This window comes from Bradyrhizobium denitrificans, assembly GCF_013179005.1.
In the GTDB taxonomy this organism is placed as follows: Bacteria; Pseudomonadota; Alphaproteobacteria; order Rhizobiales; family Xanthobacteraceae; genus Bradyrhizobium; species Bradyrhizobium denitrificans.
This window is the reverse complement of record NZ_JABFDP010000023.1, coordinates 21831-44757: the sequence shown is the minus strand read 5'-3', so window position 1 is coordinate 44757 and position 22927 is coordinate 21831. Positions and strand designations below refer to the sequence as shown.

19 protein-coding genes are annotated in these 22927 nt (G+C 65.2%); 3 read left to right on the top strand and 16 right to left on the bottom strand.

Annotated features, from left to right (window positions below; translation table 11 throughout):
- Window position 1 precedes the first annotated feature (1 nt).
- Window positions 2-1030: a deoxyribose-phosphate aldolase gene (deoC, locus tag HL671_RS25025; RefSeq protein WP_041751164.1), complete on the bottom strand. Its 1029-nt coding sequence runs from the start codon at window positions 1028-1030 to the stop codon at window positions 2-4.
- Window positions 1031-1251: 221 nt separating this feature from the next.
- Between deoC and HL671_RS25020 the strand changes: the two genes are divergently transcribed.
- Window positions 1252-2046 (top strand): DeoR/GlpR family DNA-binding transcription regulator, encoded by a 795-nt coding sequence (locus HL671_RS25020; protein WP_012047539.1) that lies wholly within the window; start codon window positions 1252-1254, stop codon window positions 2044-2046.
- A 72-nt stretch (window positions 2047-2118) separates the two neighbouring features.
- Here HL671_RS25020 and HL671_RS25015 read toward each other — a convergent pair whose 3' ends face one another.
- The 14 genes from HL671_RS25015 to HL671_RS24950 form a co-directional block, all read right to left on the bottom strand.
- Window positions 2119-3267 (bottom strand): substrate-binding domain-containing protein, encoded by a 1149-nt coding sequence (locus HL671_RS25015; protein ID WP_148221571.1) that lies wholly within the window; start codon window positions 3265-3267, stop codon window positions 2119-2121.
- A gap of 102 nt (window positions 3268-3369) precedes the next feature.
- Entirely contained in the window at window positions 3370-4362 is a 993-nt protein-coding gene (locus HL671_RS25010; RefSeq protein ID WP_012047541.1) for an ABC transporter permease, read from the bottom strand.
- Complete coding sequence (locus tag HL671_RS25005) at window positions 4359-5939, bottom strand: sugar ABC transporter ATP-binding protein (protein ID WP_041751165.1); 1581 nt, start codon at window positions 5937-5939, stop codon at window positions 4359-4361. The genes HL671_RS25010 and HL671_RS25005 overlap by 4 nt, the downstream gene beginning before the upstream one ends.
- Before the next feature lie 640 nt (window positions 5940-6579).
- Entirely contained in the window at window positions 6580-7674 is a 1095-nt protein-coding gene (locus HL671_RS25000) for a protein-glutamate methylesterase/protein-glutamine glutaminase (protein ID WP_012047543.1), read from the bottom strand.
- A gap of 13 nt (window positions 7675-7687) precedes the next feature.
- Window positions 7688-8572, bottom strand: a complete 885-nt coding sequence (locus tag HL671_RS24995) for a CheR family methyltransferase (protein ID WP_049795537.1) — start codon at window positions 8570-8572, stop codon at window positions 7688-7690.
- On the bottom strand, window positions 8553-9041 hold the full coding sequence (locus HL671_RS24990; protein WP_012047545.1) for a chemotaxis protein CheW: 489 nt from the start codon (window positions 9039-9041) through the stop codon (window positions 8553-8555). The genes HL671_RS24995 and HL671_RS24990 overlap by 20 nt, the downstream gene beginning before the upstream one ends.
- A gap of 41 nt (window positions 9042-9082) precedes the next feature.
- A complete protein-coding gene (locus HL671_RS24985) occupies window positions 9083-10912 on the bottom strand; it encodes a methyl-accepting chemotaxis protein (protein WP_172239584.1) in 1830 nt (609 codons plus the stop codon).
- 62 nt (window positions 10913-10974) lie between these two features.
- On the bottom strand, window positions 10975-13080 hold the full coding sequence (locus HL671_RS24980) for a HAMP domain-containing methyl-accepting chemotaxis protein (protein WP_172239581.1): 2106 nt from the start codon (window positions 13078-13080) through the stop codon (window positions 10975-10977).
- 19 nt (window positions 13081-13099) lie between these two features.
- A complete protein-coding gene (locus tag HL671_RS24975) occupies window positions 13100-13567 on the bottom strand; it encodes a chemotaxis protein CheW (protein WP_012047548.1) in 468 nt (155 codons plus the stop codon).
- The gene (locus HL671_RS24970) at window positions 13567-15636 is read right to left on the bottom strand and encodes a chemotaxis protein CheA (RefSeq protein WP_172239578.1); all 2070 of its coding nucleotides are present in this window, start codon (window positions 15634-15636) and stop codon (window positions 13567-13569) included. The genes HL671_RS24975 and HL671_RS24970 overlap by 1 nt, the downstream gene beginning before the upstream one ends.
- Window positions 15637-15756: 120 nt before the next feature.
- Window positions 15757-16077 carry an STAS domain-containing protein gene (locus tag HL671_RS24965; RefSeq protein ID WP_041751790.1) on the bottom strand — a complete coding sequence of 107 codons (321 nt, stop codon included), beginning with the start codon at window positions 16075-16077 and terminating at the stop codon, window positions 15757-15759.
- A 302-nt stretch (window positions 16078-16379) separates the two neighbouring features.
- Window positions 16380-17576 (bottom strand): acyl-CoA dehydrogenase family protein, encoded by a 1197-nt coding sequence (locus HL671_RS24960; RefSeq protein WP_172239574.1) that lies wholly within the window; start codon window positions 17574-17576, stop codon window positions 16380-16382.
- A gap of 137 nt (window positions 17577-17713) precedes the next feature.
- Window positions 17714-18262 carry a TetR/AcrR family transcriptional regulator gene (locus HL671_RS24955; protein WP_172239571.1) on the bottom strand — a complete coding sequence of 183 codons (549 nt, stop codon included), beginning with the start codon at window positions 18260-18262 and terminating at the stop codon, window positions 17714-17716.
- 19 nt (window positions 18263-18281) lie between these two features.
- The gene (locus HL671_RS24950) at window positions 18282-18743 is read right to left on the bottom strand and encodes a nuclear transport factor 2 family protein (protein ID WP_012047553.1); all 462 of its coding nucleotides are present in this window, start codon (window positions 18741-18743) and stop codon (window positions 18282-18284) included.
- 264 nt (window positions 18744-19007) lie between these two features.
- On the opposite strand from HL671_RS24950, the gene HL671_RS24945 reads away from it, so the two are divergent.
- Window positions 19008-20597, top strand: a complete 1590-nt coding sequence (locus tag HL671_RS24945; RefSeq protein ID WP_172239568.1) for an ATP-binding protein — start codon at window positions 19008-19010, stop codon at window positions 20595-20597.
- Between the two features lie 92 nt (window positions 20598-20689).
- Window positions 20690-21250: a hypothetical protein gene (locus HL671_RS24940; RefSeq protein ID WP_172239565.1), complete on the top strand. Its 561-nt coding sequence runs from the start codon at window positions 20690-20692 to the stop codon at window positions 21248-21250.
- A gap of 29 nt (window positions 21251-21279) precedes the next feature.
- Here the strand turns inward: HL671_RS24940 and HL671_RS24935 are convergent, their stop codons facing one another.
- The gene (locus tag HL671_RS24935; protein ID WP_172239562.1) at window positions 21280-22665 is read right to left on the bottom strand and encodes an O-linked N-acetylglucosamine transferase, SPINDLY family protein; all 1386 of its coding nucleotides are present in this window, start codon (window positions 22663-22665) and stop codon (window positions 21280-21282) included.
- Window positions 22666-22927: the final 262 nt, after the last annotated feature.

Below are 22927 nucleotides of genomic sequence, written 5' to 3'. Positions count from 1 at the left end.
ATCAGCCCACGGGATGACGGTTGAAGGCCGAGTAGCGGCCGGTGACGTGATGCTCGAGCTGGCGCTCGATATCGGCAAGCAGGCTGGATGCGCCGATGCGGAACAGCTCCGGCTCCAGCCAGTCGCGCCCCAGCTCCTCCTTCATCAGGAACTGGTAGTTGAGAACGTCCTTCGCGGTCGAGATTCCGCCGGCGGGCTTGAAGCCGATCTTGAATCCGGTGCGCTCCTCATAGAGCCTGATCATGCGCAGCATCGCCAATGTCACCGGCAGCGTGGCGTTGACGCCCTCCTTGCCGGTCGAGGTCTTGATGAAGTCGGCACCGGCCATCATGCAGACCATCGACGCCTTGGCGACGTTGCGCAGCGTCTTCAGGTCGCCGGTCGCCAGGATCGTCTTCAGATGCGCAGCGCCGCAGGCAGCGCGGAAATCCCGCACCTCGGCGTAGAGCGCGCGCCAATCACCGGTCAGCACATGCTCGCGCGTGATGACGATGTCGATCTCCTGCGCACCGTCGTTGACGGATGCCTCGATCTCCTTGAGCTTCAGATCGTGCGGGATGAGACCTGCAGGAAATCCGGTCGAGACCGCGGCGACCGGAATGTCGGAGCCGTCGAGCGCCTCCACCGCGGTCGCGACGAAGCGGTGATAGACGCAGATCGCGCCCGTGTGCAGCCCGCGCCCGGCAAAGCCGAGGGCCGCGAGGAGATCGCCGCGCAGCGGCGCGCGCGCCTTGGCGCAAAGACGCTTCACGCGCTCGGTCGTATCGTCACCGTTGAGCGTCGTCAGGTCGATGCAGGTGATCGCCTTGAGCAGCCAGGCTGCCTGCGCATCCTTCTTGACGGTACGCCGGCCGGGCAGACTCGCAACGCGGCGCTCGGCGGCGGACAGATTGATCCTGATCTCGTCGACCCAATCCATCTCCAGCGCGCGGCCGCTGTTGCGCGCAATGGCATGCGTGTGATTATGATCCCGCCCATGCGGCTGCACCGGCACTGCGGATGGATTTGGTCTCAAGACGCCCTGCGCCATCGGTACGCCGTGCGGTGCTAGCGAATCGGCAGAAGCGCCGGATTGACTGAATATGCCCACTGCGACATGCGCTCCTCCCATCCTTCGCCTCTGCTGCCCGCCATCGCGCGCAGAACCTGGCCGCCGGACCATATGTTATTATTGTAACATTTCGACGTTGCTAAACTCACATCATTGTAAGATCATTGTCAACCAGATAAGCAAGCGCGGTGACGAAGAAGATGGCTGAAACACCGACCGCACGTTCCAGCGAGTCCCGCGTCCAACGTCTGCAACGGCTGCGGCGCGCCGTGGAGACAAGCGGCGCACTGCATCTGAAGGACGCCGCCGACTTGCTGAAGGTGTCGGAGATGACGGTCAGGCGCGACCTTGCCGGTCCGGAGGCGGCGCTCGCCCTGCTCGGCGGCTATGTCGTCAACGCGGCGTCGCCGACCGGCATCAAATACGCATTCGAGCAGGAAATCGACCAGCACACGCAGGACAAGCGCCTGGCCTGCCGGTCCGCAGCCGCCTCGATCAAGGAAGGCGACACCATCTTCATCGACTGCGGCACCACCATGCAGTCGCTGGCGGATTGCCTGCCCGAGGACATGCCCCTGTCGGTGATCTGCTATTCGCTGAACGTCGTCACGATCGTCACCCGCCGGCCTGCAACGCAGGTGATGCTGATGGGCGGGCTCTACCATCCGTCGTCGCAGTCGTTCTCGTCGGACGACGGCCTGTCCTATCTGCGGCGGCTCGGGGTCAACAAGGCTTTCATCTCGGCCGGCGGCCTGCACTGGACCCGCGGCGCGAGCTGCTCGAACTTTCACGAGGTCGCCATCAAGCAGGCTGTGATCGCCACTGCGATGGAGAGCATCCTGGTGGTCGACGCCAGCAAGCTCGGCAGCCTCAAGCCGGCATTCTTCTCGGACGTGAGCTCGTTCTCGCGCATCATCGTCGGCGGCGCGGTGCCATCAGAGACACGCAAGCACTTCCGCGGCCTTCCGGTCGAATACGTCACCGGCGCAGCCTGAAGCGGCGGGTCGCCCGATCAGCTCTGCTGAATGATGCGCGGCTCCGTAGAACCGCGCATCGCTATTGCGAACTCAGTTGCAGGCCGGCTTTGCCTTGTTGCAAGCGTCCACCAGCTCGGGCGGCGGTTCCTTCTTGAAGACGGTCTTGTAGGATTCCAGCACATTCGACTGGGTGACCGGCAGCGACTGCACGCCGATCCAGCCGGGCGTTTCCTTCCCCAACAGCGCATTCATCATCGCCAGTGCCTCGGCGACGCCCTGGTCATAGGGACGCTGCGAGCCGGTCGCCTTCAGCGGACCGCCCTTGGCAATCTCGATTGCCGATTGCAGGCCGAGATCGACCGTCGTCATCGGAATATCGATGCCCTGGGCCCGCATCGAGCTCAGCGTGTCGAGTGCCGGCTGATCCCACACCGCGTACAGTCCCTTGACGTCGGGATTGCCGGTCAGGAAGTCGCCCGCGATCTGCGAGACCTTTGGCGGATCGGTGAAATCAACCTGCTTCATCTTAATGTCGGGCCGGTTTGCTTTCATCCACTCCCGCACGCCCTTGGTGCGCTCGTTGGTGCTGAAATAGTCGACGCCGAAATTCACGAGGCCGATCGTCGCGCCCTGCGGCACGCAAGACGCCAGAATCTGGGCCGCGATCTGGCCGTTGCCCTGGCTGTCGGCCGAGACCATCGTGACATATTCCTCGGGGTGCTTCAGGCCGGTCGGGATGCTGTCCATCAGCACGAGCTTGATGCCCGCCTTGGCGATCTTCTTGTAGGTCGGCGCCGTCGCGGTGAAATCGACCGGGATCGAAATGATCCCGTCCGGATGCTGCTGGATGGTGTTCTCGATATCGGCGATCTGCTTATCCACCTGATATTCGGCGGAGGCGACGCCCGTCACGGTCACGCCGTACTTCTTCAGCGTATCCGTGATGCCCTGGATCTGGAGCTGCGACCAGTCGAGGTTGACCGTCTGCATCGAGATGCCGACCTTGAAGTGCTTCTCCTTGATCTTCGCGGCATCGGCCTCCGACAGCGCCAGCACCTCGGGCGACGCCGCCTTCTCGCCGTGCGGCCCTTGGCCCACGATCGATTTCGGCCCGAGCTTTGCGAGATCGACGCCCTTGACGCAGGTCGCGGGCACGTCGGCGCGGGCCGGGGAGATCGCGGAGACGGCCGCAGCCATCAACACGGTCAAAGGCAAGGCTTGTCGCAAGATTGGTGTCATCGTTTCCTCCATGTTGGTCGCGGATTGTCGGAGGGCGAGCGACCTTGCCCCTCCCCACGCCGCGCGATGAGCTTGTGGCTCAGACGCAGCGCGAGACCTTGATTAGCGTTTCGTGAAAGCAACGGCGGCCACGATGATCGCGCCCTTGATCACGAGCTGCATCGGCGAGCTCACGCCGAGCAGGACCAGGCCGTTGTTGAGCGTTCCGATGATCAAGCTGCCGAACAGCGTCCCCAGGATGTAGCCGCGCCCGCCGAACAGGCTGCAGCCGCCGAGGATCACCGCCGCGATGACGTCGAGCTCCATGCCCTGCACGACGTCGGGCCGCGCCGCATGCGAACGCGCGGAGAGCACCAGCGCGGCGAGCCCCGCCAGCGTGCCGGTCAGGACGAAGGCGGCGGTCGTGATCAGCTTGGTGTTGATGCCGGAATAGAGCGCCGCGGTCGGGTTGCCGCCGACCGCATAGATACGGCGGCCGAACACGTTGTAATGCAGCAGCAGGATGCCGACGATCATTGCTGCCAAGGTCCAGGCGATCGGAACCGGAATGCCGAGCAACGTGCCTTCGCCGAAGATCGCGAAATAGGTTTCGTTGGTGATGATGACCGGCTTGGTGTTGGTCACCATCATCGCCAGTCCCCTTGCCATGCTGAGCGACCCCAGCGTCACCAGGAAGGACGGGATCGATAGCTGCGTGGTCAGGATGCCGTTGAGCAGTCCGACCAGCGCGCCGGTGCCGAGCCCGGCCACGGCCCCCACGATCCAGCTGTTGTTGATCTGGCTCATCGCCAGAGCGGCCGCCATGCCCGACAGCGCCAGCGTCGATGCAACGGAGAGATCGATCTGACGTGCGATGATGATGAAGGTCATCCCGACCGCAATGATCGACACCAGCGTCGTCTGTCGTCCGATATTCAGGAAGTTGTCGACCGAGAGGAACCAGGGCGACGACAGGCTGAACACGACCAGCAGGATCACGAAGGCGATGTACAGCATGTAGGGCCGCTCGCCCCGCAGCAGACTCTGCAGAATCCTGCGGCGCCGGTCGGACCGGGTCGACGAAGCGACGATGTTGGGTGCAGTCAGTTCGGTCATGCGGGAAGCTCTTGCAAGTGGCCCGGCGCGGAGGCCTGGTACATCTGGAGGAGATGGTGCAGCTCCTCGGCATCATCGATCTCGCCGCGCGTGAGCGTGCGAGCGACGCGCCCGTTGACGATCACGGAGATGCGGTCGCAGAGCGCGATCAATTCAACGAGGTCGGACGAGACGACCAGAACCCCGCTGCCGTCGCGGGCGGCATTCCGGATCACGGCGTAGATGTCCTCGCGTGCACCGACGTCCACGCCGACCGTCGGTTCGTCCAGGAGCAGCACACGGGGCCGCGGATCATTCCATTTTCCGAACACGACCTTCTGCTGGTTGCCGCCGGAGAGCGTCCTGACCGGGCTAGAGGTGCCCTGCGCTTTCACCGCAAGCCTGGCGACCGCGGTTTCCGCACGTCTGGCTGCAGCGCGCCGCTGCATCCAGCTCCAGCGCGAGAAATGCGGAAGCCGCGGCAGTGTGACGTTTCGCTCGATCGAATGGTCGAGAACCAGCCCCTGCACGTGCCGGTCTTCCGGCACCAGCGCGACGCCCTGTTCGATCGCATCGGCTGGCCCGCTGGGCCGCCATCGCCGGCCATCGATCTCGATCGTGCCGCTCTCGAGCGGCCGCAGGCCGAACACCGTCTCCAGAATCTCCGTACGTCCGCTGCCGATCAATCCGGCGAGTCCGTGGATCTCGCCCTTCAGCACGGAAACATCGATGGCGCGAAGCCGATCGTTGGAGACGTTCGACAATGACAACACCGGCGACGGATCTATCTTGCGCGGCGCGGCAGGCTCGGCGCGCGAGCTCATCGATGCCGAACGAGCGGTTCCGACGATGGCGCTGACCAGCCGCTTCATGTCTGTCTCGGCGGTGACGAAGGTGCCGGCGTCGGCGCCGTCGCGCAGCACAGTCACACGCTGCGAGATCTCGAACACCTCGTTGAGCCGATGGGTCACATAGATGACGCCGACGCCGCGGCGCGTCGCCTTTCCGATCGCGTCGAACAGGATCCGGACTTCATCCGATGTCAGCGAGGAGGTCGGCTCGTCGAGGATCAGAAGCCGAACGTCGCCCAGCAGCGCCTTTGCGATCTCCGTCATCTGACGGTAGGCGAACGGGAGTGAGCCGACGGTCGCTCTCGGATCCAGGGGAATGCCGAGCTCTGTCAGGAAGGCCTCGGCCCTGGCCATCAGCGCCCGCTGCCTGACGAAGCCGAGAGCCGCGCGTGGCTCGCGCCCCAGCAACAAATTGTCCGCAACGCTCAAGGATTCGACGAGGCTGAGGTCCTGATAGACGACGGCGATCCCCGCGGCGCGCGACTTCGCCGGGCTGTCGAATTCCACCCGCCGGCCGGCGATCTCGATCGTGCCGCTGTCGAGGGCATGAACACCGCTGAGAATCTTGATCAGCGTGGATTTGCCGGCGCCGTTCTCGCCGAGCAGCGCATGCACCTCGCCGGCCCGGACCTCCAGGTTGACGTCGCGAAGTGCTCGCACGCCGCCGAAGCGCTTGTTGATGGCACTCACCCTCACAAGCGCGGTCGACGGCAGAGAGTCTGCTGCAACCGAACCGGACAATTCCACGCTTTCCTCCCGCCGCCCCGCGCGATGCTGGTACGATGGTGACATATTGTTATTTTTACAACGTTATATGTTATAATTCTATCATATCGGATGGCCTGTCAATGGCCGATCGCATCGCCGCAGCGATTGACCGCGGGCTCCATGCAGTTTGTGCGTTTGCGAATGCCGCCTCAGGGGGGAGGAGCCGACGTCAGCCGAGCCGGAATCGAGCGACCTCCGGGAGGCTTGTCGTTACGGGCCTGCCGCGTCACCCTGCAGAGGCGCCACCAGCCTCTTGCGCGCCGACAGCGGCTGAAGCCGGAACTCCCAGGACCCGGAACCTGCAGAGCCAGCAAGTGACGATGTGGGACGATGCGCCCCTGTCACGGATCACCTCGGCTGCTGCGAGGCGCGTGATCGGGCGATCTTTGGTCGTTTGACGGCAAGGTGCTCGCCGCCGAGGGTCACCTCGAGCGGCGCCGATAAAGAGAGCCAGGTCGGCACCGACCTCTCAGGCGGAGCGGATCTCTTGTTGGTTCGTTGAACGTCGCATCGCTGTCTTTCGAACGCCGCGCGCCTGGCACACTCGTCTGCGCACGGCAGACGACTGATTTTTGCCAGACAGGCTCGGCGCTCGCTCGGCTCGCCGACCGCGCCCGCTCTATTCCGCCGACGCCACCTGCCCGGCGTGATGCCAGGCCATGATCTCGCGCGGGATCTGATCGAGCCCCACCACCTTCTCGACGGCTCCGCAGGCGATCGCCTCCTTGGGCATCCCGAACACCACGCAGCTCTCCTCGTTCTGCGCACGTGTGGCGGCGCCGAGCTTGCGCATCTCCAACAGGCCGCGCGCGCCATCGTCGCCCATGCCGGTCATGATCACGCCGAGCGCATTGCGCCCGGCATATTGCGCAGCGGAGCGGAACAACACGTCGACCGAGGGGCGGTGACGCGAGACCGGGGGGCCGTCCTTGATCGCGATGTGGTAGCGCAGGCCCGAGCGCTGCAGCAGCATATGGCGGGCACCGGGCGCGATATAGGCGCAGCCGGCCTGCACCGCTTCGCCATCCTCGGCTTCCTTGACGTGGATCGCACAAATGCCGTCCAGCCTGCGGGCGAAGGCAGCCGTGAAGCCGGGCGGCATGTGCTGGACGACGAGAATGCCAGGACAGTCCGCCGGCAGCGCTTCCAGCACATCGGAGAGAGCTTCCGTGCCGCCCGTGGATGCACCGATGCAGACGATTCGCTCGGTCTTCGGGCGTGCGCGCATCTCCACCGGCGGCGGCATGATCGCATCCGCCGTCAGCTTCTTCTCGATCACCGGGCGGCGTTCGTTGCGCGGCCGCACCCGTGCGCGCGCCGCCGATTTGACCGCGTCACGCAGCCGTGCCGAGGCCTCGACCAGCGCCTGGCGCGTATCGACGCGCGGCTTCGGCACGATGTCGACCGCGCCGGCCTCGAGCGCCTCGAACGTCAACTGCGACCCCTCCTCCGTCCCGGCCGAGCAGATGACGACCGGGATCGGCCGCTGCGCCATGATCTTGCGCAGGAAGGTCAGGCCGTCCATTCGCGGCATCTCGATGTCGAGCACGATGACGTCCGGCAGCTCCTTTTCCAGCCGACGCGCAGCGGCGAACGGATCCGCCGCGGTGCCCATGATCTCGATGTCGGGATCCTCGCCGAGGATCGACGTCATGATCTGGCGGACCGACGCGGAGTCGTCCACGATCAGCACACGCACCTTTTGCCTGGTCATGTGATCGCCTCGCCTAGACCGTGAAGATCGTCGGCCGAACCTGCTTGAGGCCCGGGACAATGCTTTGAACCATCGATTCGGAATGTCCCACCAACAGGAACCCCCCCGGCCGCAGATGCGAGCACAGCCGGGTGACGACCTTACGCTGAGTCGGCTTGTCGAAATAGATCAGGACGTTGCGGCAGAAGATGACGTCGACGTCGCGATCCACCGGATAGGTCGCATCCATCAGGTTCATGCGCTGGAAGTTGACGCGGCTGCGCAATTCCGGAACCACCCGGCACTCGGCCCGCGAGGGATCGCGCGAGCGCAGGAAATAGCGCTTGGCCAGCGGCTCCGGCACCGGGGTCAGGGCCTCGATGTCATAGATCGCCTTTTGTGCCATCCGCAGCACGGGATTCGAAATGTCGGTTCCGAGAATCCGGAACTCGGCACGCAATCCGCTGCGCACCATGTCATCGAGCACGATGGCCATCGTATAGGCTTCCATCCCGGTCGAGGCTGCGGCACTCCAGAGCTTGAGGCCGTGCACGCGACCGGCGCCTCCCCGCAGCTTCATCAGCTCGGGAATCGCGGTGTGGCGCAGGAAATCGAAATGGGCCGGCTCGCGGAAGAAGTCGGTCTTGTTGGTCGTGACCACATCGATCAGATGGACCAACTCGTCCTCGAACTGATCCTCGTGGAACAATGCATCGACATACTCGCCGATGCTGGAGAGACCGAGCGCGCGCACGCGCTTCTGCAGCCGTCCTTCGAGCATGAACCGCTTCGCGGGCGGAAGCTTGATGCCGACCTGCGCTTCGATGAGCTGCGACAGCGCACGGAAATGCGGTTCAGACAGCGACCCGAAGCTATCGAATGTCTCCGCCCAGCGGACCTCAAGCTGCGGCTGGGGCATGATCATCGCGGGCGGCAGCGGCAGGCAGGCTGGTATGGGCCATCAGCTTGGCCAGATCGAACAGAATGACGAATTTGTCGCCCTTGCGTCCGATCCCGGCGATGTAGTCGGACTTCCAGCGGCCTCCCACCTCGGGCGCCGGTTCGGCCGAGCTCTCGTCGATGTCGGTCACCTCGAACACGCAATCGGCGACGAAGCCCACGCCAACCAGGCGGTCGCCGACGGGCACATCGAGGATGATGATCCGGGTCGCCTCGGTCGCGGCCGTGCTCGGCAAATCGAGCTTCAGCCGGAGGTCGACGATCGGATACCCGCTGCCGCGCACGTCGATCATCCCGAGCAGGAAATGCGGTGCGTGGGGCAGCCGCGAGATCGGCCGCATATCGAGGATCTCGCGGACATTACGGATGCTGATGCCGAATGTTTCTCCCGCCAGACCAAGCGTGAGATATTGTGAGGTCTCGGCCATGCTGTGTCCTGTTCCCTGTCCTCTCCGACACGCCCTCCGGACTAACGCCGGAAATCCGCGTCGCGTTCGTCTTCGCCGTCATCCAGGCTGAAGGTGAAGCCGCCACCGCCGGCGGCGGCGGCCTTCACCGCCCGCGCCGGTTTGGCCCGCCCTGGAACAGGCTTCTTGGCGCCCCGGTCGGCCGCAGCCATGCTGGCGGCCTTGGTCCGCAGCTGGCTGACGGCGGCATCGATCGGCGCAGAGCTGTCCGCGTCGTTTTCCACGGTGCGCCCGTCGATGCGGAAATAAGCGATGGTGGATTGCAGCTGATCGGCCTGCGCCGCAAGCTCCTCCGATGTGGCCGAAACCTGCTCCGAGGCGCTGGCGTTCTGCTGGCCGACCTGGTCGAGCTGCTGGATCGCCTGGTTTATCTGAGCCGCACCCACATCCTGCTCGCGGCAGGCGACGGTGATTTCAAGCACCAGCTCCGCAGTCTTCTTGATGTCGGGAACGAGCTTCGCCAGCATCGCGCCGGCATCCTGCGCGACCTTGACTGTCTCGGTGGACAATTGGCCGATCTCGGTGGCCGCAGCTTGGCTGCGCTCGGCGAGCTTGCGGACCTCTGAGGCGACGACCGCGAAACCCTTGCCATGCTCGCCGGCACGCGCGGCCTCGACCGCCGCGTTGAGCGCGAGCAGATCGGTCTGGCGCGCGATCTCCTGCACGATCGTGATCTTGCCGGCAATGGTCTGCATCGCCTCGACGGCGCGGCCGACGGCGGTGCCGCTGGCCTCCGCATCCTTGGCGGACTGCGCGGCGATCTTCTCGGTTTGGCTGGCGTTCTCCGCGTTCTGCTTCACATTGGCCGCCATTTCCTCCATCGAGGACGATGCCTCTTCGGCCGAAGACGCCTGCTCGGTCGCGCCCTGAGACAATTGTTCCGCGCTGGCCGAGAGCTCCTGGCTTCCGGCGGAGACGTTCTGCGCCGCGGTCAATGCCTCCGATACGATCTGGCGCAGCTTGCTGACCATCCGCTCCAGCGCCATGCCGAGCGTGTCCTTGTCGGACATCCGCTTGGCTTCGATGATCAGATTGCCGTTGGCGATCTCGTCCGCCACGTGCGCCATCTGCTTCAAGTTCGATGTCATGGCGTTCAGCGAGGTGATGAGGTCGCCGACTTCGTCGTTGCTCTTATGCGCGATCGTCTGGCTGAGATCGCCGATCGCCACCGCCTCGGCGAGACCAACGGCACGGCTGAGGCCGCGGCTGACGTTGATGGCGATCCACAGCGCGGCCGCGACGCCGAGAACGAGCGCGACGCCGACCACGCTCATCAGCAGGATCTGAGCACGGGAGCCATCCGCCCGCGCCTGTTCGGCACGCGACGACATCAGTCCCTGGACATAATGCACATAGTCGGTGAGCGCGTTCGTGGCCTGCCCGACAGATTTGCGACCCTCCGTCATCGAGGCAACCGCGCCCTTCGCGCGATCGGCCTTGCCCACCTTGAATGTCTCTTCCTGCGTGGCGTTGAACACCGCATATTGCGTGGCGAACTGATCCAGCAGCTTGCGTCCGTTCTCGGTCGCGCCGGCGTAGATCTCATCCTTGACCTTGTTCATCGTCCCGCGCAGCGTCGCGTTTTCGGTCGTGAAGCGATCGAATTCCGCATCCGTCGCGGTCAGCAGCGCGTTCTTCTCCGCCCGGACCTGGAGCAGCAGCGTCGTCTCCAGCTCCATGGCTTTTTCCATGCGGCCGGCCGCCGCGACGATGCTCTCCGTGGTCGCGATCGTGTCGGACAGTTTCGTATAGCCCACTGCGCCTGCGATCATCGACAGCAGGATCACGGCGCCGAACGACGCCGCCAGTTTCGCCTTGACCGTGAATCTCATCTTTGACCCCCTCGGGAATTCACTCTGCTCATGTCATGGTTGGTACGGTTGCGCCGGATTTCTCAGAAGCGCTTGAACTCATCATCTCGATCATCAGTGCCGCTGGCGAGGTTGAATGCGAAGCCCGAGCCGCCTCCGGCCACGCGCACGGCGCGAGCCCGCCTGGGTTTCGGTGCCGGCGTCTGCACGCCGCGCTCGGCCGTGGCCATCGCCGATGCCTTGCTGCGCAGCTGAACGACCGCACGCTCGATCGGCTCCTCCTGCGGCCGGGACGCCCTCGGCGGTGATGTCGCGGAGTCGATGCGGAAGAACGCGATGGCGGACTGCAGCTGCTCGGCCTGCGACGCGAGTTCCTCTGATGTCGCGGACACCTGCTCCGAGGCGCCGGCGTTCTGCTGCCCGACCTGATCGAGCTGCTGAATGGCCTGATTGATCTGGGCGGAGCCGAGATCCTGCTCGCGGCAGGCTACGGTGATCTCGAGCACCAGTTCCGCAGTCTTCTTGATGTCGGGCACGAGCTTCGCCAGCATTGCTCCCGCGTCCTGCGCCACCTTGACGGTCTCGCTGGAGAGCTGGCCAATTTCGGCCGCCGCGGCCTGGCTGCGCTCGGCAAGCTTACGAACCTCTGATGCGACCACTGCAAAGCCGCGACCGTGCTCTCCGGCACGTGCGGCCTCGACCGCCGCATTGAGCGCCAGCAGGTCGGTCTGCCGCGCGATCTCCTGCACGATGGTGATCTTGCCGGCGATGGTCTGCATCGCCTCGACCGCACGGCCGACGGCAGCGCCGCTGGCCTCTGCATCCGCGGCTGACTGCGCCGCAATCTTCTCGGTCTGGCTGGCGTTCTCAGCGTTCTGCTTCACATTCGCGGCCATCTCCTCCATCGAGGAGGATGCCTCTTCAGCCGACGACGCCTGCTCGCTGGCGCCCTGCGACAACTGCTCCGCGCTGGCCGACAACTGCTGGCTGCCGGCGGAGACGTTGTCCGCGGCCGTCAGCGCATCGCTGACGATCTGGCGCAGCTTCTCGACCATCTGATTCAACGAATTGACGAGATCACCGACTTCGTCGTTGCTCGACACTTGGGCGGTCTGGGTCAGATCGCCACCGGCGACCGCGCTGGCCAGCCCGACGGCGCGGCCGAGCGCGCGGCTGATGCCGAGCGCGATCCACAGCGCCGACCCCACCGCGACCAGCAGCGACACGATGACGGCCCCCATCATCAGCATCTTGGCGCGCGAGGCCTCCTGGTCGGCCTCGGCGGCCTGCTCCGACATGGATTTGCGCAGATAAGTGATGTAGTCGCCCGAGGTCGCGATCGCGGCATCCGCATTCGCCTTGCCATCGGTCGAGGCCAGCATGCCACCGCGAATATTGCCGCCTTCCTTCACAATGTTGCCGACCTGGGTCAACATCTTGGCCAGACGATCCGTCTGGGCCGTGAGCGCCGAGGGCGACAGGCCGGCGGCGCTCAGCGCGGCGCTGCCGCGCTGCGTGGCGGCCCGCAACGCATCGATGTCGATCAACAGCGCCTTGATCGTCGCGTTGAGGTCATCCAGGCTCGTCACGTAGTACGACAACGACAGGTGCTTCTGGGCGGCCTCGCTCTGGGTCCGGATGGTTTCCAGAGCCAGAAGAGCGTTGCTGCGCTCGATCGACGGAGCTGCGCGGCCCGCCTCGGCCGCCAGGCCGTCGAGCACCGCGGTGAACTCCTTCAGGATCGGCACGCCTTCCGCGGTCCACAGCTGGAAGCCGCGATTGTTCGAGTTCATGATCGAAAACTTGATGACCTCGTCTTCGGTCGCGTCCATCTTGTCATAGGCTGCCGAGAACTTGTCGAGCAGCTTCCGTCCTGTCTCGGTCGCGGTCGCATGGACCTCGTCGCGAAGCCGTTTGACCTCGGCACGATTACGCTTGATCTCCTCGGTGATTTTCGTGACCTCGGCCTCGGTGACCGCCGCAACGACATCCCGCTCCTGCCGCGTCTGATCGAGCACGTAGTTCTGCAACTGGCCGATCTTGTCGATGCGCTCCGCACGGTGCACGAGGCTGGACGTCGTCTCCGCAAATTGCGTCAGCTTCATATAGGCCAGCCCGCCGGTGACCCCCGACAGGACGATGATCGCACCGAAGGCGCTGGCAAGCTTTGCCTTGATCGTAAATCTCATCATTGCCTCGATTTGGGCTCTAGTGGAGGATGCGTTCCATGTTGGGAACGATGACGAACTCGTCCCGCCACTTGGTGATGAATCGAATGAATTCGGGCTTCCAGTTCACGCCAACGCGCGGCGTCTGCTGCGTGTCGGCGTGGGAGATCTCGGTGACTTCGTAGACCTTGTCGGCGATCAGTCCAACCAGGACGGGCTCATCGTCGATCGGGATCTCGATCACCACGATCCTGGTATCCGCCGAGGCGTCGGTCAGAGGCATGCCGAAGCGAAGCCGGAGATCAGCCAGCGGGACGATGTTGCCGCGGACATTGATGATGCTCGGCACGAACGGCTTGGCCCCGGCGACCTTCGTGACCGGAACAGGATCGATGATCTCGCGAACAATCGCGGCGTCGAGGGCGAATTTCTCGTCGCCGAGACCGATCATCACGACCTGCAGGATCCGCGCGTGATCGGCTGAGGCATGTTCGGCTTGTCCCGTCATCAGGCGGCCTCGTTCAGATGGTGCTTGTCGGCATGGGCCTGGGCGAGCCCGACGAGCTGGGCGACGTCGAGGATCAGCGCGGCGGTGCCGTCGCCGAGGATGGTGGCGCCGGAGAAGATCGTGACATCGGAATGCAGCTTCGACAGCGACTTGATCACGGTCTGATGGTTCCCGATGATCTGGTCGGCAACCAGCCCGACGCGGGTCTCGCCGGTCGAGACGATGATCGTCTTCTGGTAGGTGTCGGGCGAGACGGTCGATTGCAGAATGTCGCGCAGCATCAGATAGGGCACGAGATCGCCGCGGATGTTGAGGAAGTGGCGGCCGCGGGCGCGCTGGTCCTCGGCGGTCAGCTCGACGCACTCTTCCACGGCCGACAGCGGGATGATGTAGCGGGCATCGCCGACGCGGATCAGCAGGCCCTCAATGATGGCGAGCGTCAGCGGCAGCCGCAGCGTGACGGTCGTACCCTCGCCCGGCCTGGTCGAGAGATCGATCGACCCGCGCATGGTCTCGATCGTGCGCTTAACCACATCCATGCCGACGCCGCGCCCCGAGAGCGCGGAGATGGTCTGGGCCGTCGAGAAGCCCGGATGGAACATGAACTGGTGGATGTCGGCATCGGGCAGCTCGGCGCCGGGTGCGATCAGCCCCTGCTCCTCGGCCTTGGCGCGGATGCGCGCCGTGTTGAGACCCGCGCCATTGTCGCGAACCGTGACCAGAACCTGCGCGCCGGAATGGACGGCGTGCAGCTCGATACGCCCTTTTTCCGTCTTGCCGGCGGCCGCGCGTGCCGCCGTCGCTTCGATGCCATGGTCGATGGCGTTGCGGATCAGATGCACCAAAGGATCGGCCAGGCATTCGATCATGGTCTTGTCGAGCTCGGTGTCCTCGCCCGAGGTGACGAGGTCGACCGGCTTCGACAGCTCCAGCGAAAGATCGTGGACCAGTCGGCGGAAACGCCCGAAGACCGAGCCGATCGGCACCATGCGGGCGCCCATGGTCGTATCCCGCAGGCTGCCGGCGAGGCGCTCGATCTCTTCGGCGATCAGCTTGACGGATGGATCCGAACTCGTCGCGGCCAGCTGGCTGAGCCGCGCTTGGGCGATGACGAGCTCACCGACGCGGTCCATCATCTCGTCCAGGCGCCGCGCCTGCACACGCACGGTCGCGGTGGCGCGGTCGTCACCGCGCTTCTGCTCGTCGCGACGCGGCTCCGAGGGAGACGAAATCGAGGGAGGCGAATGCGAGGCCGGCGACCGCGACGGAGCGGTGGGAGCGGTGGAGACGTTCACGTCTGGCGCCGTCGTCGGATGCTGGTCGGCGGCCGGCAGCTCGGACTGCGCCAGCGGCGTCACCGACAGCACCATCTCGTCGATGACGAACATGAAGATGTCGTCGATGACCTCTCGGCTGCAGTCCGAATGCAAGGTCACGTCCCATTTGAGATAGCACTCCTCCGGATCGAGCGCATCGAGCAGCGGGATCTCGTCGGTCAGAGCAACGGCGAAGCAGGGACCGAGCTTGCTGAGATCGTCGAGGAAGTTGAGCGGATTGGAGCCGTTCCTCAGGATATGCGACTCGAACTCCAGATGAAGACGCCAGCCGACCGCGGCGGCGCCGCTTTCAGCGGCCGCAGCGGCAGCGACCGGCGGCGCGCTGGGCGGCGGCACCGCGCTCGCCTCGTGCGGCTCAGCCGGCGCAACGAATTTGCGCAGATCGTCGAGGATGGCGTCGCCGATGATCGCATCGGTCCCGTCGGGCGACTCGATCAGCGAGCGAATATAGTCCTTGGCCGACAAGGCCACCGTGATCAGCTCGCGCGTGGGCGAGATCTCGCCCTTGCGGACCTTGTCGAAAGCGGTCTCGAATTCGTGCGTGAAGGCCGCGACCCGTTCGAAGCCGAACATCGCGCCCGATCCTTTGATCGTGTGCAGGGCGCGAAAGGCGGAGTCGACGAGATCACGATCGTCGGGGCGCTCGCAAAGGTCCAGCAGGGCACCTTCCAGCGTCTCGAGAAGCTCGGTTGCTTCCAGGCGAAAGGCCTGCGTCCAATCAGGCTTGCTCATGCGCGCACCGGCCGGCTGGAGCTGATAGAACGTGGTCCGGCACGCAGGGAGTGACGGTCGAATGGGCCGAGCCTGCGCGTCTGGCGCCTGGCGCGATGACGATGAGTGTGCCGCATGCCATTATCCGACATCCTTCGTCGTGAAGTGATGGCCGGCTTCGGCGTCACCGGGGAAGCCGGCGCGCCGAATGACGCTGCGCAGAACCTGCGACGGCGCCATGAGGGCCACGGCCTGTCCCCGCTCACGTCCGGTCTTGGCTGTCGAGATGAGCAACTGAATGGATGTCACGTCGGCCCGATCGACGCAGGAGCCGTCGATCTCGAGTTCGCCTCGCTGCGCGAGGGCGGTCCGGATCATCTCATAGACTTCGCGGATCGCTGAAATGCTGCAGTCGGCCGGTAGTTTTACGGCCTCTTTGGATTTCAGGTACTCGGACACGATCACCTCACAGCGCGAACATTGCGGCGGGATCGTGCGAAGGCGGAACTTAGGGATTCGCTAAAATGCTTCGCGATTCCGGGCGAGAATCGCTCTTCCCCGGAATACCACGGGTGATCCAACAGCGAACTATGCTCACTCGCGTGCATTCGGCAGCGCTGTCGCACGCCGCCTCACCGGTGCGACGCATCGCTGATGGCTATCAGTTCGACGCGAGAGATCGAATACGGGCCGGTCGACATCTCATCGGATGGGCGCGCCGGCGGACTATTCCGTTGGCGGACCGACGGCCGGAGCTCGACGCATCACGTGCGAACGAGCCCCGCCCGGGCTTTCTGGAATTCGCGGGCGACGATGAGCTTCTGCACCTCGGTCGCGCCTTCATAGATGCGCAGCGCGCGAATCTCGCGATACAGGCTCTCGACGATCTCGCCCTTGCGCACACCACGTCCGCCGAACATCTGCACGGCGCGGTCGATCACGCGTTGAGCTGTTTCGGTGGCTGCGAGCTTGGCCATGGCCGCCTCGCGCGTGGTCGGCAGCTTCTGCACGTCGCGACGCCATGCCGCGCGATAGGTCAGCAGCGCGGCAGCATCGGTGTCGGTGGCCATCTCGCCGAACGCGGCCTGGGTCATCTGCAGGTCGGACAGCGTGCCACCGAACATGCGCCGGGTCTGCGCATGCGCCTGCGCCTCGTCGAGCGCGCGGCGACCGAAGCCGAGCGCGGCTGCGGCGACGGAGGCACGGAAGATGTCGAGCGTCTGCATCGCCAGCTTGAAGCCGCCGCCGGGTGCGCCGAGGCGGCGGCTCGCGGGGATGCGGCAATTCCGCAACCGCAGAGTGGCCAGCGGATGCGGCGCGATCACCTCGATGCGCTCGGCGACCGAAAAGCCGGGATCATCCGGGTAGACGACGAAGGCGGAAATGCCGCGCGCGCCCGGCGCCTCGCCGGTGCGGGCGAACAGCGTGTAGACGTCGGCAATGCCGCCATTCGAGATCCAGGTCTTTTCGCCGTCGATGACGTAATCATCGCCGTCGAGCCGCGCCGCACAGGCCATCGCGGCGACGTCGGAGCCGGCGTCCTTCTCCGACAGCGCAAAGGCGGCCAGCCATTCGCCAGCCCGCACCTTGGGCAGAACGTGCGCGCGCAACGCAGGCGAGCCGCCGAGCGCAATCGCGCCGGAGCCCAGCCCCTGCATGGCGAAGGCGAAGTCCGCGAGGCCGTCGGCATAAGCGAGCGTTTCGCGCGACAGGCAGATCGCGCGCGAGTCGATGGCGGCAGCGTCCGCATCGGGCGCCACGACCGCACTGTCGAGCAGCCCGGCCGCGCCCAGCGCCCGCACAATCTTGCGGCAAGAGGCATCGACATCGCTGTGATCAACCTCATCGAGGCTGCCAGACATGACGAAGCGGTCGAGCGATTCGCACAGCGCGCGATGACGCGGCTCGAAAAACGGCCAGTCCAGCCAGTCGCGCGGAATCACCTTGGCCGAAGAACTCATGGTCTGCCTCGCTGCTGGATTGGACCCGTACCGCCGCAGGCGGCATTCCGGGCAATTATTTTAAACCTAAAATATTCGCGCGAAAATCCGTCTGTCAAGCCAAAGCGCCCACGGTCAGGGCCGCTGGCGGCCGCGGATCATGCGAGCCGCGCCCGTAGCCGCGCCAGCGCGCGGCCGAACACGGCGTCGTCTCGCATCGCGCGCGCCAGCACCAGCGCGCCCTGGATGCCGAGCACGGCCTCTTCGGCGCTGTCATTGGCCGCCCGCACCTCCCAGCCGCGTCGCACCAGCGCATCGCGCAGGGCCGCGATCCAGCGCGTGAAATAGCCGGCAATGACCGCGGCGAAACGGTCTCGCGTTTCGTCGAGCGCAAAGGCGCCGACCAGGCACACACGTCGCCCCGAGCGGAAATAATCATCGACGGCGCGCCACATGCGAGCGATCGCCACATCGGGCGGATCCTCGCGCAGCGGGGCGAAGACCTCGCGCTCGAACCAGGCGTCGACATGCGCGAGCACGGCGCCCGCCATCTCCTCCTTCCCGCCGGGAAAGAAGTGATACAGGCTGCCCTTGCCCAGCGCCGTCTTCTCGGTGATGCGGCTGAGCGAGGTGCCCTCGAAGCCGAACTCGCGAAACACCTCGGCGATCAGCGGGATGACGTCGGCGCGCTCATGGAGCGTCCGCATGGCGCGGCGATCTCGCGATCTACAATCCCAATTCCGTCAGACCGGGATGGTCGTCCGGCCGCCGTCCGAGCGGCCAATGGAATTTGCGCTCGCTCTGCATGATCGGCAGATCGTTGATGCTGGCGAAGCGGCGCTGCATCAACCCGTGCGCATCGAATTCCCAGTTCTCGTTGCCATAGGACCGATACCAATGACCGCTGTCGTCGTGCCACTCATAGGCAAAGCGCACTGCGATCCGATTGTCGGTGAAGGCCCAGATTTCCTTGATCAACCGATAGTCGAGCTCCTTCGCCCATTTGCGGGTCAGAAACGCGACGATCTCGGCGCGGCCGTTGACGAACTCGGCGCGGTTTCGCCAACGGCTATCCGGCGTGTAGACGAGCGACACGCGTTCGGGGTCGCGGCTGTTCCAGCCGTCTTCCGCCAAGCGCACCTTCTGGGTGGCGGTCTGCAGGGTGAAAGGTGGGGCAAGAGCGGCCATCATCGTCTCCTTCTGTACTATTCGGGATATCATGTACCAATCGGTACACTGCGTCAAGCCGCCGCAGACAATGTGCGGTTGATGGGCGCGCTTCGGTCGCGTGACGAACGTGCCGACCCTGATCGCGGTGCCGCTCTACCAATCTGCGGCGACGGCGCTGAGCACGCTTGTGTGCTGAACGGAAATTGGCTGATCTGCTGAGGGAACCGGCTGGGTCGCGGGGACGACACGACCTACCGATCGCACGTATGGGGATGGCTCGAGATGACGACGCTCACGCCGCACGGCGAGTGCTTGCTGTGGACGCCAGAACTGATCTGGGTGAATGCGGTCTCAGATCTCCTCATTTCATTCGCCTTCTTCGCGATCGCGTTTGTGCTCGCCTACATCGTCTACCGGCGCCGGGATTTTCAGTTCAGCTACATTTTCTGGGCCTTTGCCCTGTTCGTCAGCATCTGCGGAATGACGCGACTGATCGAGGTCCTGACGATCTGGATCCCGGCCTACGTGCTGGAGGCCGCGACCAAGGGCTTTCTCGCCTTCATCTCGGTCGGCATCGCGGCGGCGCTGCTGCTGATGCTGCCGCGCGTCCTGACGATGCCGTCGCGCGCCGAGCTGCGGCTCGCTTATGCGCAGCTCGAGGAGGAGACGCGACAGCGGCGCACGGCCGAGGCCATGGTCAAGCGCTTCCAGGAAATCGAGGCGACGGAAGCCCAGGTGCGGCAGGCGCAGAAGATGGAAGCGATCGGCCAGCTCACCGGCGGCGTGGCGCACGACTTCAACAACATCCTGACCGTGATCACCGGCACCATCGAGATCCTGGCCGAGGCCGTGAAGGACCGTCCGCAGCTGGTGCAGATCACCAGCCTGATCAACTCGGCCGCCGCCCGCGGCGCGGATCTCACCAAGCACCTGCTCGCCTTCGCCCGTCGTCAGCCGCTGCAGCCGCGCAGCGTCGACATCAACGGCCTGGTGGTTGATACCGCGCGCCTGCTGCGGCGGACCTTGGGCGAGCAGATCGAGATCGAATCCATGCTGGCGCACGATTCGGCGCCGGCCATGATCGATCCGAGCCAGCTGTCGACCGCGATCCTCAACCTCGCGCTCAACGCCCGCGACGCGATGCCCAATGGCGGCAAGCTGACCCTCGAAACCAAGAACGTGCTGCTCGATGCCGCCTATGCGCGCATGAACCCGGAAGTGGTCCCGGGCAATTATGTGATGATCGCGGTCAGCGACACCGGCGAGGGCATCCCGGCGAATCTGCTCGACAAGGTGTTCGAGCCATTCTTCACCACCAAGGATGTCGGCAAGGGCGTCGGTCTCGGGTTGAGCATGGTCTACGGCTTCGTCAAGCAATCCAACGGCCATATCAAGATCTACAGCGAGCCGGAACATGGCACGTCCGTCAAGCTGTATCTGCCGCAGGCCACCGCCGATTCCGATCTGCTGCTGTCCGAGACGAGCACCGCGGGGATGGAGCGTGGCGACGAAACGATCCTCATCGTCGAGGACGATTCGCTTGTGCGCGAATACGTCACCGCCCAGATCAAGCGGCTCGGCTACACCACGCTGGCCGCCAGCAAGGGGGACGAGGCGCTCGCCATCATCGACAGTGCCACGCGCATCGACCTGCTGTTCACCGACATCATCATGCCCGGTGGCATGAATGGCCGCCAGCTCGCGATCGAGGCGGTGAGGCGACGCCCGGATCTCAGGGTGCTCTACACTTCAGGCTATACGGAGAATGCGATCGTCCATCACGGCCGCCTCGATGCCGGCGTGCTGTTGCTCACCAAGCCTTATCAGAGCGCCGATCTCGCGCGTATGATCCGCACCGCGTTGAACTCATGATTGCCATTCCGGCGACGGATGATCCGGCTGGCATCCGGACCCGTTTCCAAACCGCGGCTCCAAGACGATCTGCAGACCTGAGGTAAGCGTGAATGGGTAAATTGTTCGGACGCTGGCTGGCCGCCGTTCAGGCCTATGCATCAGCCGACGATCCGCAATCCGACATCGCCGCCAAGGTGGCGCTGGTCATCGTCTCCAACCAGCCATTCTATCCGCTATATCTACATGCCATCGCCGGCGCCGCAGCGTGGCCGGCCTGGCTGACCTTGCTCACGACGCCGTTCTTCGCCGCCGTGCCTGTGCTGGCGCGACGCAACCCGTTTGCCGGCCGCGCCCTGATGGTGCTGGCCGGCACCGCAAACACCGTGTTCTGCGTCAAGCTGTTCGGCGCGCAGAGCGGGGTCGAGCTGTTTCTTATTCCCTGCGCCCTGCTCGGCGCCATGCTATTTCGTCCCGACGAACGCATCCGATCGCTGCCGCTGCTCGCGCTCCCGTTCGTGTGTTATCTGCTGATCGATTCCCGGCTCGGCGAGCCGGTGATGCGCGTCGCCGAGGCCAGCTACGTTTCGCTGGTGTCGATCAATGCGATGAGCGTCGCCGCCCTCACCGCCCTGATCGGCCTGCTCGCCGCGGCGCGCATGGCCACGGAGTGAGCCGTCCTTTGGAGGCGGCCCATCTCAGATCAGCCGGGCCGCGGTGATCCTGGCGGCGCCGCCGCGGCCCAGATCGGCTCTCGTCCAGCGCCGCGCCGCCGCCGGTTCCACATCTGCTCGTAGAGGTCGTGCAGCGATCGGGCGTAGGCGGCCGCATCGAACAACGGGGCCGTCAGGCGGTTGCGCGCGAGCCGGGCCTTGGCCGCCAGCAGCAGGTCCGGCTCAGCCGCAAGCGTCAGCGCGACCGCGACGTAATCGGCCTCGTCGGACGCAATGAGCTCGGGAAGACCGACCGCATGCAGCAGGCTGCCGGCCACCCGCGAGGCCAGCGTGTCGCCCGCGCAGGTGACGATCGGCACGCCGGCCCAGAGCGCGTCGCTCGCCGTGGTGTGCGCCCCGTACGGCGCGGTATCGAGCACGAGGTCGGCGAGCTGCAGCCGCCGCAGATGCTCGCTCTGGCCGATCTGCGGCGCGAACACCAGGCGATCCGGCGATACGCCCCGGCGCAGCGCCTCGCCGCGCAGATTGCCCTGCGCCTGGTCGGAGGCCAGCAGCCACAGCACGCTGTCGGGGGTCGCTGCGAGCAGGCGGCACCACAGGTCGAACACGGAAGGCGTAAACTTGTAGGCCTGGTTGAAGCAGCAGAACACGAAGCCTGTCTCCGGCAGACCCGCCTCGGCGCGGCTCGGCAGCCGGCCGAGCGCTGCCCGGCCATGCGGCTGATAGGAATGCGGCATATAGGCAAAGCTCTCCGCGTAATCGGCGGCCGCTGCCAACGGCGTCAGGAACGGATCCGTGATGATGTAGTCGCAGATGCCACTGCCGAGCGTGCCGGGATAGCCGAGGAAGTTCACCTGAACCGGCGCCGGATGCAGCATCATGATCCCGGTCCGCGCGCCCCGGGTGAAGCCCTTGAGGTCGACCAGGATGTCGATGGCCGCCGCATGAACCGCCGAGGCGGCGTCACTGTCGGTGGACGCCGTGATGTCGTGAAAGACCTCGAACGCGCCGCTGAGCCGGCTGCGCATCGCGCCATGATCATTGCCCCCGAACGAGAAGGCGTGCAGCTCGCAGCGCGTCCGGTCAGTGGCTTCGAGCGCCTCGATCAGGAGATGGGCGGTCGCGTGGTCGTGGAAGTCGTTTGAAAGGTATCCGACACGAAGCTTGTCGCGAACCCCCAGGTCGAAGCGGAAGTTCAGCCGCGTTCGTTCCGGCACGCTGGCCGCGACGCGATCCCGCACCCACAGCTCGGAACAGCGACGATGCTCGCGCGCGCTCATTCCGGGCACCGACAGCATCAGGAACGGCGGAATCTGCCCCGATCGCGCCTGCGCCAGCGAGCGCCGCGCGGCCGTCGCCGACTGGGTGAAATCGTCCCATGCACACATGCTGCGGTCGCGCCCGAGCGATCTCATCCGAGTCCCTGCGTCGCCGGAGCCGCCGGCCGGCTCAGTCTGAGCAAGTCTCGCGCCAGCCTTGCCGGCGCGAAACGACCCACGCCCTGCGACGAGGCCGCCGAACAACCCGCTTCGGTACTTGCCGCGCAAGTGAGTCGCCCGTCGGGCCGTCCGAAGCGCTGCCGCGCGTCTGCTCGGCCGTTTCAAGGACGAAAGGCGCATGCGGCAAAACCCTGATTTTGCATTCCGGCTCAAGTCCATGACTGCTGTCCAGACGGCA

Excerpts from the sequence above, each read along its gene's own strand:
- HL671_RS24960 (WP_172239574.1), bottom strand. The coding sequence starts at position 17,576 with ATGAGTTCTTCGGCCAAGGTGATTCCGCGCGACTGGCTGGACTGGCCG.
- HL671_RS25015 (WP_148221571.1), bottom strand. The coding sequence starts at position 3,267 with ATGACACCAATCTTGCGACAAGCCTTGCCTTTGACCGTGTTGATGGCT.
- HL671_RS24995 (WP_049795537.1), bottom strand. The coding sequence starts at position 8,572 with ATGCCCCAGCCGCAGCTTGAGGTCCGCTGGGCGGAGACATTCGATAGC.
- HL671_RS24950 (WP_012047553.1), bottom strand. The coding sequence starts at position 18,743 with ATGGCCGCTCTTGCCCCACCTTTCACCCTGCAGACCGCCACCCAGAAG.
- HL671_RS24955 (WP_172239571.1), bottom strand. The coding sequence starts at position 18,262 with ATGCGGACGCTCCATGAGCGCGCCGACGTCATCCCGCTGATCGCCGAG.
- HL671_RS24985 (WP_172239584.1), bottom strand. The coding sequence starts at position 10,912 with ATGAGATTCACGGTCAAGGCGAAACTGGCGGCGTCGTTCGGCGCCGTG.
- HL671_RS24990 (WP_012047545.1), bottom strand. The coding sequence starts at position 9,041 with ATGGCCGAGACCTCACAATATCTCACGCTTGGTCTGGCGGGAGAAACA.
- HL671_RS25010 (WP_012047541.1), bottom strand. The coding sequence starts at position 4,362 with ATGACCGAACTGACTGCACCCAACATCGTCGCTTCGTCGACCCGGTCC.
- HL671_RS24940 (WP_172239565.1), top strand. The coding sequence starts at position 20,690 with ATGGGTAAATTGTTCGGACGCTGGCTGGCCGCCGTTCAGGCCTATGCA.
- HL671_RS24975 (WP_012047548.1), bottom strand. The coding sequence starts at position 13,567 with ATGACGGGACAAGCCGAACATGCCTCAGCCGATCACGCGCGGATCCTG.
- HL671_RS24945 (WP_172239568.1), top strand. The coding sequence starts at position 19,008 with ATGACGACGCTCACGCCGCACGGCGAGTGCTTGCTGTGGACGCCAGAA.
- HL671_RS25000 (WP_012047543.1), bottom strand. The coding sequence starts at position 7,674 with ATGACCAGGCAAAAGGTGCGTGTGCTGATCGTGGACGACTCCGCGTCG.
- deoC (WP_041751164.1), bottom strand. The coding sequence starts at position 1,030 with ATGGCGCAGGGCGTCTTGAGACCAAATCCATCCGCAGTGCCGGTGCAG.
- HL671_RS24970 (WP_172239578.1), bottom strand. The coding sequence starts at position 15,636 with ATGAGCAAGCCTGATTGGACGCAGGCCTTTCGCCTGGAAGCAACCGAG.
- HL671_RS24935 (WP_172239562.1), bottom strand. The coding sequence starts at position 22,665 with ATGAGATCGCTCGGGCGCGACCGCAGCATGTGTGCATGGGACGATTTC.
- HL671_RS25020 (WP_012047539.1), top strand. The coding sequence starts at position 1,252 with ATGGCTGAAACACCGACCGCACGTTCCAGCGAGTCCCGCGTCCAACGT.
- HL671_RS24980 (WP_172239581.1), bottom strand. The coding sequence starts at position 13,080 with ATGAGATTTACGATCAAGGCAAAGCTTGCCAGCGCCTTCGGTGCGATC.